The 12,618-nt window shown below is 42.6% G+C and carries 11 protein-coding genes, 1 other RNA gene and 1 other annotated feature; of the genes, 11 read left to right on the top strand and 1 reads right to left on the bottom strand.

The features are described 5' to 3' along the window. Nucleotides 1-38: 38 nt before the first annotated feature. From recJ to aspS, 7 genes are all read left to right on the top strand, one after another. Nucleotides 39-2,417 (top strand): single-stranded-DNA-specific exonuclease RecJ, encoded by a 2,379-nt coding sequence (gene recJ / locus D469_RS0114640; RefSeq protein ID WP_018924155.1) that lies wholly within the window; start codon nucleotides 39-41, stop codon nucleotides 2,415-2,417. Next, nucleotides 2,407-2,919 carry an adenine phosphoribosyltransferase gene (locus tag D469_RS0114635; protein WP_018924154.1) on the top strand — a complete coding sequence of 171 codons (513 nt, stop codon included), beginning with the start codon at nucleotides 2,407-2,409 and terminating at the stop codon, nucleotides 2,917-2,919. Before recJ ends, D469_RS0114635 begins: the two co-directional genes overlap by 11 nt. A 226-nt stretch (nucleotides 2,920-3,145) precedes the next feature. Next, nucleotides 3,146-5,329, top strand: coding sequence for a RelA/SpoT family protein (locus D469_RS0114630; RefSeq protein ID WP_018924153.1), 2,184 nt, complete (start codon nucleotides 3,146-3,148; stop codon nucleotides 5,327-5,329). A gap of 27 nt (nucleotides 5,330-5,356) precedes the next feature. Beyond that, complete coding sequence (gene dtd / locus D469_RS0114625; RefSeq protein ID WP_018924152.1) at nucleotides 5,357-5,794, top strand: D-aminoacyl-tRNA deacylase; 438 nt, start codon at nucleotides 5,357-5,359, stop codon at nucleotides 5,792-5,794. Between the two features lie 63 nt (nucleotides 5,795-5,857). Continuing rightward, nucleotides 5,858-6,031: a hypothetical protein gene (locus D469_RS22160; protein WP_018924151.1), complete on the top strand. Its 174-nt coding sequence runs from the start codon at nucleotides 5,858-5,860 to the stop codon at nucleotides 6,029-6,031. A 46-nt stretch (nucleotides 6,032-6,077) separates the two neighbouring features. Beyond that, nucleotides 6,078-6,310: a binding site (T-box leader), on the top strand. Between the two features lie 381 nt (nucleotides 6,311-6,691). After that, nucleotides 6,692-7,972 carry a histidine--tRNA ligase gene (gene hisS, locus D469_RS0114615; RefSeq protein ID WP_018924150.1) on the top strand — a complete coding sequence of 427 codons (1,281 nt, stop codon included), beginning with the start codon at nucleotides 6,692-6,694 and terminating at the stop codon, nucleotides 7,970-7,972. Continuing rightward, nucleotides 7,972-9,747, top strand: a complete 1,776-nt coding sequence (aspS, locus tag D469_RS0114610; RefSeq protein ID WP_018924149.1) for an aspartate--tRNA ligase — start codon at nucleotides 7,972-7,974, stop codon at nucleotides 9,745-9,747. The genes hisS and aspS overlap by 1 nt, the downstream gene beginning before the upstream one ends. Before the next feature lie 118 nt (nucleotides 9,748-9,865). Here the strand turns inward: aspS and D469_RS0114605 are convergent, their stop codons facing one another. Continuing rightward, nucleotides 9,866-10,162 (bottom strand): hypothetical protein, encoded by a 297-nt coding sequence (locus D469_RS0114605; protein ID WP_018924148.1) that lies wholly within the window; start codon nucleotides 10,160-10,162, stop codon nucleotides 9,866-9,868. Nucleotides 10,163-10,309: 147 nt separating this feature from the next. On the opposite strand from D469_RS0114605, the gene ssrS reads away from it, so the two are divergent. The 4 genes from ssrS to D469_RS0114590 all read left to right on the top strand — a co-directional run bounded on the left by ssrS (nucleotide 10,310) and on the right by D469_RS0114590 (nucleotide 12,462). Continuing rightward, a non-coding RNA gene (ssrS, locus tag D469_RS21750) (6S RNA) lies at nucleotides 10,310-10,492 on the top strand. A 387-nt stretch (nucleotides 10,493-10,879) separates the two neighbouring features. Beyond that, a complete protein-coding gene (locus D469_RS0114600) occupies nucleotides 10,880-11,221 on the top strand; it encodes an LPXTG cell wall anchor domain-containing protein (RefSeq protein ID WP_026286260.1) in 342 nt (113 codons plus the stop codon). 59 nt (nucleotides 11,222-11,280) lie between these two features. Further along, complete coding sequence (locus D469_RS0114595; RefSeq protein ID WP_026286259.1) at nucleotides 11,281-11,622, top strand: LPXTG cell wall anchor domain-containing protein; 342 nt, start codon at nucleotides 11,281-11,283, stop codon at nucleotides 11,620-11,622. 147 nt (nucleotides 11,623-11,769) lie between these two features. After that, a complete protein-coding gene (locus D469_RS0114590; protein ID WP_018924147.1) occupies nucleotides 11,770-12,462 on the top strand; it encodes a class D sortase in 693 nt (230 codons plus the stop codon). Nucleotides 12,463-12,618 lie beyond the last annotated feature (156 nt).

The following is a 12,618-nucleotide window of genomic DNA, read 5'->3' as shown; positions in this document are numbered from 1 at the left end:
ACCCCTCTCCCACTCTTGTATAATAAGAAGGTCGAGGGGTGTTTTTATTGCTAAAATCAAAAATGCGTTGGCAATTGCCACAGAAAACAACGGATTCTGTAGAAGCTTTAGCAGGAGAATTGAATGTTTCCACTGTGACAGCGCAATTACTCATAAATAGAAAAATAACTACCGTTAGTGAAGCGTCTGCTTTTTTACATACACATCAAATCGATCGGCATGACCCTTTTCACTTACAAGGAATGGAAGCAGCGGTTGACCGTATCCACCAAGCGGTCGCTAATCAAGAAGCGATTCTTGTGTTTGGTGACTACGATGCAGATGGGGTGTCGAGTACAGCTCTTATGATCGAAACGTTACGCGAACTGGGAGCTGTCTTTAGCTGGTATATTCCAAATCGCTTTCATGAAGGCTATGGACCGAATGTCCCTGCGTTGAGGCAGGCATATGAAGAAGGGGCCGGCTTAATCATTACAGTTGATACAGGAGTTTCAGCTTCAGAGGTGATCCAAGAAGCAACTAGCTGGGGGCTTGATGTCATTGTAACGGACCACCATGAGCCACCCCCCGTATTGCCTGAGTGTACCATTATTAATCCGAAGCAGCCCGGTTGTCCGTATCCGTTTAAAGAATTAGCAGGGGTAGGCGTGGCGTACAAATTAGCCTCTGCTCTCCTGAGCCGAGAGCCAGAAGAATGGTTGGATCTAGTAGCCATCGGCACGATTAGCGATTTGGTACCTTTAACAGGGGAAAACAGATACTTTGCAAAACAAGGCCTCAGCCGACTTTCTCGTCTGGCCCGGCCAGGCGTTGCTGCATTAAAAGAAGTGAGCGGCATTCAGGAGACTGAATTAAACGCAGATCACGTGGGCTTTGCTTTTGGACCGCGGTTGAACGCAGCAGGACGATTGGACAGTGCAGACCCAGCTGTACACTTGTTAGTAACTGAGGATGTAGAAGAGGCAAAAGAATGGGCTCTTACGATCGATTCGTACAACAAGGAACGAAAAGAGATTGTAGATAAAATCTGTAAAGAAGCTATAGAAGAAGTTGAGAGCAAAGGCGACCCAGATAAGAGGGGAGCTATTATAGTTGCAAAAGAAGGCTGGAACCCGGGGGTTATAGGAATTGTTGCTTCACGGCTGGTAGAACGGTATTACCGACCGGTGATCGTACTTGCAATTGACCCTGCAGCCAACGAGGCAAAAGGATCGGCGCGAAGTATTGAAGGCTTTGATATGTTTAATGAACTTTCAAAAAGCAGGGAGCTTCTTCCTCACTTTGGCGGGCATCCCATGGCTGCCGGCCTCACGATGGATCCGGCTGACATTTCACTTTTAAGCGAACGCTTGAATTATCAAGCTCTATCAACGTTGAGTGAGGAGGAATTCATTCCATTAACGGCAGTCGATGCTGTTCTTTCAGTCGAAGAAGCGACACTGCCTTTAATTGAAGAAGTTGAATCGCTGGCTCCGTATGGAATGGGCAATCCTAAACCTAAAGTGGTATTTAAAGATGTTCATATCAGCCAAATGCGCAAGATCGGTTCTGATATGAATCACTTAAAGTTAACCTTAACGAAGCAACAGGCTGAAGTAGAAGCCATTGGTTTTCAATTTGGTTATCTGCATGAAGAATTAGATCAGCAAACCCCTGTATCAGCGATGGGAGAACTATCGATCAATGAATGGAATGGGTTCAGAAAGCCACAGTTAATTCTGCGGGATATGAGCGTGGCCACCTGGCAGCTGTTCGATTATCGAAATCAAGCAAATGCCCTGGCATCTTTTAAAGTAAGTCAAGATGAGAAGCTGGTTCCTATACTATTTCAATCCGAAAATCAAGGGCTAATTCAAGATGCAGCGTGGTTTAAAAACGTACTGCTTGTAGACCCAGACGAAAAACTACCTCAGATTGAAGAAGGCAGCCATTTATTATTTATTGATATGCCGCAAACTATGCAGCAGTTGCGAGCAGTTTTTCAAGGCTGCAAGGGGCTTCCGGGTCGAATCTATGCCATCTTTCATAGGGATGAGGATCTTTATTTCGAAACCCAGCCAACACGTGAGCATTTTAAATGGTATTATGGCTTTTTAAAACAGAGAGAGTCATTTGATGTACGAAAGCACGCAGAAGAACTAGCAAAACACAAAGGCTGGTCCAAACGCACCATCACATTTATGACACAGGTGTTTTTTGAGCTTGAGTTTGTTACAATGGACGGCGGAGTTGTCAAAGTATGTTCAAATCCGGTGTCACAAGGATTAGAAGATTCTAGAACATATCAAAGCGTAAAAGAACGTTTAGATTTAGAACAGCAGCTCATTTTTTCTACAAAAGAAGAATTAAAACAGATGATAGACAAGTTTGTGGATGAAAAGACAGAAGGTGAGGAGAAGGTTGGGCATGGATTATAAAGAATATATTACGATTGTAGAAGATTATCCAAAACCAGGAATTCGTTTTAAAGATATTACTACGCTTATGCAAAACGGACCGGCTTATAAACAGGCTATTTCTGATATGACAGAATATGCTCGCGCCAAACAAGCTGATGTGATTGTAGGGCCAGAAGCACGCGGATTTGTAGTCGGTTGTCCGATTGCTTATGATTTGGAAGCAAGTTTTGTTCCTGTGCGCAAAACAGGGAAGCTCCCACGTGAAGTTGTAGAAGTAGATTATGGATTGGAATATGGCAGTGACCGGCTAGCTATTCACAAAGATTCTATACAGCCGGGGGCACGTGTCATCATTACAGACGATTTACTAGCTACAGGCGGTACGATTCACGCGACGATTAACCTGGTAGAACAACTCGGAGGAGAAGTAGTAGGCTTAGCTTTTTTAATTGAACTCGGTTACCTTGACGGCCGAGCGAAGTTAAATGATTATGATATTTACTCTCTTGTCTCTTATTAGTAAAACGAGAAAAAGGGTGCTTTCCACATAGGAAAGCGCTCTTTATTTCAGGATAAACTTGTTCAATCGAGTGATAAAAATAGTTTTAGTGAAGCTTGAAGAAGGGAAAATTAATAAAACGTTTATTAATTAAGTCAACCTAGCAAGCTTTTGGCAGAAAGACTTTACATAATGTTGATTTTTAACGATAATAAGAAGAAATTTAGAAATCATTCAGGGTGATTCCATGACGATCGATGAAGTATTAGAAAAAGCAGGAGAGTATTTAGGAGACGAGCATATTTCGTTTCTAGAAAGGGCTTTTCTGTATGCAGAGGAGGCTCATCAGGAGCAATACCGAAAATCTGGCGAGCCTTATATCCATCACCCCATTCAGGTGGCGGGTATTATTGTGGGGCTTGAACTGGACCCGTCTACAATTGCCGCTGCCTTTTTACACGATGTAGTCGAAGATACAGATACTACCGTCGAACAATTATCAGAAGAATTTGGCGAAGAAGTTGCCATGCTCGTAGACGGAGTCACCAAACTTAAAAAGATTAAATATAAATCTAAAGAAGAACAGCAAGCTGAGAACCATCGAAAAATGGTCGTTGCAATGGCAAATGATATTCGCGTCATTTTGATTAAATTGGCGGACCGTCTGCATAACATGAGAACGTTGAAACATCTTCCGCCTGAAAAACAGAGGCGTATATCCAATGAAACGATGGAGATTTTTGCCCCGCTGGCTCACCGGTTAGGGATTTCTACCATTAAGTGGGAGTTGGAAGATACCGCGTTAAGGTACCTCGATCCGAAACAATATTATCGGATTGTTAACCTTATGAAACAAAAGCGGGATGAACGGGAAGAGTATATTGAACATGTGATTAGTGACATCAATGCCAGTTTGAGAGAGATTAATGTAGAAGCAGAGATGTCCGGACGGCCTAAGCACATTTATAGCATTTACCGCAAGATGGTTAAGCAAAAAAAACAGTTTAATGAAATTTACGATTTGCTGGCAGTGCGTATCATTGTAAAGAATATTAAAGATTGTTATGCAGTGTTAGGTGTTATCCATACAGCCTGGAAACCAATGCCTGGTCGATTCAAAGATTATATTGCCATGCCTAAAGCGAACATGTATCAATCTCTTCACACCACTGTGATCGGGCCGAAAGGCGAGCCGCTCGAAGTGCAAATCCGTTCAGAAGAAATGCATCGCATTGCTGAATTTGGTGTTGCCGCTCATTGGGCTTATAAAGAAGGCAAATCTGCTGAAAGCGCTGGCCAAGGATCATTGGAAAATAAAATGTCGTGGTTCCGTGAAATATTGGAATGGCAAAATGATGCATCAGATGCTCAAGAATTCATGGAATCACTAAAAATTGATTTGTTTTCCGACATGGTCTTCGTCTTTACTCCAAAAGGTGATGTAATAGAATTGCCGCGCGGGTCGGTGCCAATTGATTTTTCTTACCGCATTCACACTGAAATTGGCAACCAGACGATAGGAGCTAAAGTGAACGGAAAAATGGTCCCGTTGGATTACGAATTGAACACAGGGGATATTGTCGAGATTCTCACTTCAAAACATTCTTATGGGCCGAGCCAGGACTGGATAAAAATTACGCAAAGTTCGCAAGCGAAAAATAAAATTAAACAGTTCTTCAAAAAAGAACGCCGGGAAGAAAATATCAATAAGGGGCGCGAATTAGTGGAAAAAGAAATTCGTGCCATTGATATGGAGCCAAAAGATGTGCTCACCCAGGAAAATATTGAGGACGTTGCTAGTAAGTTTAGTTTTAATACAGAAGAAGATATGTATGCTGCCGTTGGCTATAATGGAATTAGCCCTAAACAAATCGTAACCCGCCTCACTGATAAAGTACGACAGCAGCAAGAAAAAGAACAAAAGCAGACAGTCGCAGAAGCGGTCAAGGAATTATCGCCGCAGCGGGAGACGAAAAAAACAGGCAGCGGTGTTCGCGTTAAAGGCGTGGATAATATGTTGATCCGGCTTTCTAAATGCTGCAACCCTGTGCCTGGTGATGATATTGTAGGATTTATTACAAAGGGCCGCGGCGTTTCAGTTCACCGAACGGACTGTTTAAACATTAAAAATGAGGAAGCTGAAAATCGTCTACTTCCAGTAGAATGGGAAGTGGCTTCAAGCAAGCAGAAACAATATAATGTCGATATTGAAATCACCGGCTATGACCGCAGAGGTTTATTAAATGAAGTGCTCCAGGCTGTTACGGAATCCAAAACAAATATAAATGCAGTGTCTGGCCGCTCAGATAAAAACCGGGTAGCTATTATCGATATGACGATTGCCATTAGCAATATTGATCATTTGCACCGTGTTGTCGAAAAAATTAAAGGGCTGCCGGATATCTATGCCGTGCAGCGGGTTATGCATTAAACGACAAAGCAGGAGTGAAAGACAAGCATGCGAGTACTCATACAACGCGCCTCAAACAGTGAAGTTACCGTCGAAGAAGAACAAACAGGAGCAATTGGCCATGGTCTCGTCGTATTAGTCGGCGTTACGCATGAAGATACCGAGAAGGATGCTTTCTGGCTTGCCGAAAAAGTAGCCAATCTCCGCATATTTGAAGATGAAGAAGGGAAATTAAATAACTCCCTCCTCGATAATGAAGGGGCTGTTCTCTCTATTTCTCAATTCACTTTATATGGAGATGCTAAAAAAGGGCGCAGGCCAAACTTCATGCAGGCTGCGAAGCCAGAACAAGCGGAACAGCTATATGAAGCCTTTAACGAGAAATTAAAAGAGCTTGGCGTACCAGTAGAGACCGGCCGTTTTGGGGAAATGATGCGAGTTACACTGACTAACGAAGGACCGGTTACCCTAATGCTTGAATCATAACGGTTAGAACAGCGAGAGGATGGCCAATATAGAGGTAAATGGATAGAAAGGAACATTGGCTCTATGCGAATTTCTCAACAGAGTTCTTTATTCATTTATCGGATCGAACTTGCTGACAGTCGTTATAAGGCATTTGAATGGCGGGAAGAAAACGATAGATTGACGATGCAGGAATTAAGTTATGACTCGCTCGCATTGAAAAAATGGAAAGAGAGTGTAAGGTTAACAAACGGTTGACAACGACTAGCCCTCTTCGTATGATAGAAAGCAATGATGAAAATAAAATGGACTGAGGACGGAGAAGAGTAACCGACTATCCAGTGTACAGAGAAAAAGGGCCACGGCTGAAAGCCTTTTTACACAAGGACCGGTGAACGAACACTCCTGAGGTGCTGCTCTGAACGTTTGTTAATTACTAGGAGCGGACGTAGGCAGGCGTTAACTGTGCAAAGTGGAAACCAGAACGTAGAACTGGTTTCAAAAAGGGTGGCACCACGGGAAGATCCCGTCCCTCTGTTTACAGGGGGACGGGGTCTTTTTATTTGGCTGTTTTCGCAAACGATGGTTTGTTTGTGAAAAAATGGAAGGAGCGGAAGGCGATGTCTCCAACAGGAAAAAGACGCTCGTAGCGGCAAAGAAGACATTGCAACATTAAATGAAGTGAAAATACGCAGATACCGCCCTTTTGCCTGTGGTGAAACCGTACGCCTGCAGCGAATTCAAAGAGGGCCCATCTTCTCCAAAAGTCTAGAACACAGCCTTCTATTTTCGCGCGATGGTTTTTTGGTCGTCCCGGCCGGTTCATCATTGGTGAATACAATTATGATTAATATTATTTCTCCCTTCAGAGTCGTTTCATTCTAAGGAAAATATAGGATTGAAAGGAGCATGAGAGCGATGGAAATTAACATACCACGGGGAACGCAGGACATTCTACCCGGAACGGTGGAAAAGTGGCAGATCATAGAAGAAAAAGCTCGTGAACTATGCAATCGCTACAATTATAAAGAGATCAGAACACCAATTTTTGAAGAAACAAAGCTTTTTCAACGAGGGGTAGGAGACACTACTGATATTGTCCAAAAAGAGATGTATTCCTTTAAGGATAAAGGGGATCGAAGCTTAACCTTGCGTCCAGAAGGTACAGCCTCGGTTGTCCGTTCATTCGTTGGTAATAAGCTGCACGGCTGGCCTGAACAACCAGTGAAATTATATTATATGGGCCCCATGTTCAGGTATGAACGACCACAATCAGGACGAATGAGACAATTCGTTCAGTTTGGAATTGAAGCTTTAGGGAGTGCTGACCCTGCGATTGATGCAGAAGTGATTGCTCTTAATATGGATATGTATACCGAACTTGGCTTAAAAAATTTGAAGCTAGTACTTAACAGCCTGGGAGATAAAGAAAGTCGCGAAGCACATACAAAAGCACTGGTTAACCATTTTGAACCACGAATTGATGAATTTTGTTCAGATTGTAAAGAACGACTTCATACAAACCCGCTCCGCATTCTCGATTGTAAAAAAGACCGTGAGCATGAATTAATGCATACGGCCCCTTCGATTCTTGATTTTTTAAATGAAGATTCTAAGCAGTATTTTGAACGGGTTAAGTATCTATTAGATGAAATGAACATCCCTTATGAAGTTGACCCGGGCTTAGTGCGAGGCCTTGATTATTATAACAACACTGCCTTTGAAATCATGATCGAAGGAGAAGGGTTCGGTGCGATCACGACATTAAGCGGAGGCGGCCGTTACAATGGACTGGTTGAAGAATTAGATGGTCCAGAAACGCCAGGCATCGGTTTTGCTTTAAGTATTGAACGTTTGTTAATGGCCTTGGAAACCCAAGGAGTGGAATTAACTGATGAACAACAGTTAGATTGCTATATGGTTACAATGGGTGATCGGGCCGATGATAAGGCCACAGCACTTCTTCATCAATTGCGAAAAGCTGGCGTGAAAGCAGATAAAGATTATCTTAACCGGAAAATGAAAGGGCAGTTTAAAAGCGCAGATCGCCAGCTCACACGGATTACGGCAATTTTAGGTGATGATGAGTTGGATGCAGGAAAAATCACGGTCAAAAACATGAAAACAGGTGAACAAGAAGAAGTGGCTCTTGAGGAATTTGTAAATCATGTACGTAAGACATTAGAGGAGGCATCATAATGATAGGTAGAACACATGGCTGCGGAGAATTAACAGAAAGCATGATTGGAGAACGCATTCAATTGAAAGGCTGGGCCCAAACTCGCCGTGACCTTGGTCAGGTTATATTTATTGACTTGCGTGATCGTACAGGAGTGGTCCAGACTGTTTACAGCCCTGAACTTTCAGAGGAAGCATTAAAGGTCGCAGATCGCGTGCGAACTGAATATGTCCTTGATATCGAAGGGACCATCGTTAAACGTGATGAGGAAACAATTAATGAAAACATAGCGACTGGAACCATTGAAGTACGGGCAGATCGGATTGAGATTTTGAACGCATCAAAGCCGCTTCCATTTCCGGTGGAAGAAGATGTGGAAGTGTCAGAAGATGTGCGCTTGCGTTATCGTTATTTGGATTTGCGCCGACCGGATATGCAAGAAACCTTTAAACTTCGCCATCGCACAACCAAGTTAATCCGTGACATTTTAGATGAGAAGTCTTTTTTAGAATTAGAAACACCAATGCTTACGCGCAGCACGCCGGAAGGCGCACGTGATTATCTCGTGCCCAGCCGAGTTCATCATGGGGAGTTTTTCGCCCTCCCGCAATCACCACAGTTATTTAAACAATTATTAATGGTATCTGGCTTTGAGCGCTACTATCAAATTGTACGTTGTTTCCGTGACGAAGACTTACGAGCTGATCGCCAGCCTGAATTTACTCAGGTGGATATTGAAGCATCGTTCTTACACAAAGAAGATTTGCTCGATATGATGGAAGAAATGATGGGTCGGATTTTACATGAAATTCATGATGTAGAAGTTCCTCGTCCGTTTTTGCGTTTAACTTATGATGAAGCGATGAACCGCTATGGTTCAGATAAGCCGGACACGCGTTTTGGCATGGAGTTGGTTGAGCTATCTGAGATCGTAAAGGATAGTGATTTTAAAGTCTTCCGCCAGGCGGTAGAACAGGGCGGTATTGTAAAAGGTTTAAATGTGAAAGGTGTCGCCAACACGATGTCTCGGAAAGAAATTGATGACCTCGCTGATTTTGTAGCAATCTACGGTGCGAAAGGCCTTGCTTGGCTGAAAGTGGAAGAGGATGAATTAAAAGGACCGATTGCTAAGTTCTTCACTGAAGAAGAGACCAAGGCAATCCGCGAAGCAATGGATGCAGAGCCAGGCGACCTGTTATGCTTCGGCGCTGATAAAAAACAAGTCGTTTTTGATGCAATGGGAGCGTTACGTTTAAAGTTTGGTAAAGAACTTGGCCTTATTGATGAATCGAAGTTTAATTTCCTTTGGGTCACTGATTTTCCGCTTGTGGAGTACGACGAAGATGAAGATCGCTATGTAGCACTTCACCATCCATTCACTCGTCCGTTAGCTGAAGATATGGATAAGTTGGACTCGGATCTAACGAATGTACGGGCTGAAGCCTATGATCTCGTCTTGAATGGTTACGAATTAGGCGGGGGATCACAGCGTATTTACGAACGTGCACTACAAGAAAAAATGTTCACAGTACTAGGGTTTTCAGAAGAAGAAGCTAAGGAGCAATTTGGCTTCTTAATGGATGCTTTTGAATACGGAACGCCACCACATGGCGGTATTGCGTTAGGGCTTGACCGTTTGATTATGATTCTAGCAGGTCGTAATAATTTGCGGGACACCATAGCGTTTCCAAAAACGGCCAGTGCGAGTGATTTGTTAACAGGGGCTCCAGGAGAAGTTTCAGCTGCTCAGCTTAATGAATTAAACTTGGCAATAACGGGGAATAAAGAAGAGTAATATGGGGAAAAGATAAATGCTAGCAAACTAGCTGACAAGAACAAATGATTTCTAATGAAGAAATCGGAGAGAGCTGTCCCATAGTCGTCCAATTTGAACGGCTGCGGGGACAGCTTTTTTAATCCGTATCTAATTTTTTTCGATATTCGCGGAAGGTTTCGACAAAATCCTGGGGGTTATCACGCACATAATATGTACGCACTCCTTTTATCGTGTGTAAGTAAAGAAAGCCAATTTGATTAGGTTCATGCCGGTAAGACATATCCAAAACATCTTTAATATTGTACCTTGAGACCGAAGTATAAATCCCATCTTTACATAGTTGCATCGTGTCATGTTCTTCCTCTGTGTATTTTGTAGTCCAGCCAATTTTTTGTACGGGATGAACAACGGGCTGTTCTTTTAGTACAGTCAACTAAATCCCCTCCTATACAAAAAGTATACAAAAAAGAGCGAGTGTAGGAAAACAATAATAATTGTTACTGTTTTGGGAATATTCAGTAATTATATACAATGGTATTGACCTTAAAAACATGAAATGCTATATTATATATACAAACGAAGAGTCCTGAGGTGTTCGTAAAACTCTTACCGTTTTGAGCCAACACTTTAATCTAGGGAGCTTGACGTTTCTACTCGGAGTACACGCCTCACTACCATGAGGACGTACAAAGAGTGGAGCAAAGCACCCACCTGCCGAGGCAGGCTTCAAATCGAGTTAGTCATACGGCACTACGGGACTCTTCCTTTTCTTTCAAAAATAATTAAACAACCAGGCTTCTCCGTTATATGGAGAAGCCTTTTTTGATGGAGGTAGGAAAGATAGAACAGCTGATATGTGCTACACAAGGACTGCAACTTAATTTGTTTTAATTTTCAAACAAAAGTGTGTATTTCCGTTTCAACTAGGATAGGGAGGGTAACTTAACAGAAGAAGGGGAAAGAGGGAAGTTTGTGAGCCCTCTAGCTTAATAGCAGGGGGCTCACGCAAAGAGGAAGTGAGAATGAAATATTAATTGGGCAGCGCAAATTATTTACCTTAAAATAAATCCATTTAGTTGTTAATGACTAAAATTTAACTAATTTGGTTATAAGTAAAATGAATCCAATTTTAAGAGGAGGTTTACATCTTATGACAGCAGGAAGTTTTGATTTCAACATGAAGTCTGTATGGATGGGATTGGTCGCGTTCATTTTTATGATCGGACTTACCTTGGCAAATGCAACAATTGCGTTTGGGGAAGAAGATGAAGATGAAGACGACTTAGATGACGACAACGGAGAAGAAATCGAAGAATTGGACGAAGATGAAGACGAATTAGACGAGGACGAAGAAGAAGACGAGGAAGAAGAGGATGAAGAAGGAGACGAGCTACCAGAAACAGCGACTTCTTATCCAATGGGTCTTCTCTTTGGTGCGTTGATGGTAGGTCTTGGAGCCTTTATGCTTATGAAACGCCGTCAAACTGCGTAATCGTTTCTAATGTGGTTCTTAAGGTTTTTAAGTTAATATAATATGGGAGGTTAGATGGTATGACAGCAGGAAGTTTTGATTTTAACATGAAGTCTGTATGGATGGGATTGATCGCCTTCATCTTTATGATTGGGCTGACTTTGGCAAATGCAACAATTGCGTTTGGGGAAGAAGATGAAGATGAAGACGACTTAGATGACGACAACGGAGAAGAAATCGAAGACTTAGATGAAGATGAGGACGAAGTAGACGAGGACGAAGAAGAAGACGAGGAAGAAGAGGATGAAGAAGGAGACGAGCTACCAGAAACAGCGACTTCTTATCCAATGGGTCTTCTCTTTGGTGCTTTGATGGCAGGTCTTGGAGCCTTTATGCTTATGAAACGCCGTCAAACTGCGTAATATAGGTATAAGCAGTAACTTCCCTTCATTCCCGGAAGAGACAAAAGTATCAAATTTAAGCGAAGCAGGCCTAGGTGCCTGCTTTTCTTAATCTCTATGTGATAAGATAAGAGAAATGAAAAAATGAAATTATTGGAGGGAGCCAGAATGAAGAATAAGTTCGCCATCATTGTTTTAGCAGCTGGAATCAGTATTGCTGGCTTCAGTGGGTGGCAATGGTTAGGCGGGAGTTCTGGAGTAGTTGAAGATTCGGAGGCGGCGCGGTCGGTAAGTGATGATTGGGACGACAATGAAGAACAGGAAATGTACAGTACAAAAGAATTGGATAAACTTTTAGCAGAAGAACAAGCAGAAGAAGAAACTGGGTACGAAGAGCCGGAAGAAGACCCTTATGAAAAAGAGTATACGTACGAACAAGGCGAAGAAATGGCCGAATTGGTGGTTCCAGCTCTTGATCAAATTTATCCAGTTTATTGGGGCACAGATGACGCCACGCTTGAGCAAGGGGTAGGAAACCACGTAAGTGAATACACGACCCCTCCCGATGGAATGAGACATACTGTGCTTTCAGGCCATAGAGATACTGTATTTAGTGAAATGGGCGAATTAGATATTGGCGACCGTCTGTACGTGAATTATGATGGTCAGACGTATGAGTATCAAATTCGTGATATTTGGATCACTGATGCAGACGACCGTTCAGTTATTGTAAAAAAAGATGACCCAACGCTGACGCTGACAACATGCTATCCCTTCTCATATATAGGTCCTGCACCTGAACGCTATATTATGGAGGCGGAACTGATTGACGTTTCCGAGAAAAATGACCAAACTGCATAAGTATTAAAACTGGCTCCCCTTTTTTGAAGAGCCAGTTTTTTGATAGCAGGATTTTGTTTGGGCTGATGCTTTTTTGGAAGCTGAAGTAGTTTAGCTTCACACTGCAATGGTTGCGACAGCCTTGGATGAACATAAGGCCGTTTTTTTACGCAGAAC

The sequence above is a fragment of the Salsuginibacillus kocurii DSM 18087 genome (assembly GCF_000377705.1).
GTDB lineage: Bacteria > Bacillota > Bacilli > Bacillales > Marinococcaceae > Salsuginibacillus > Salsuginibacillus kocurii.
Note: the sequence above shows the minus strand (reverse complement) of the source record. Positions and strands in the feature narration are given on the sequence as shown.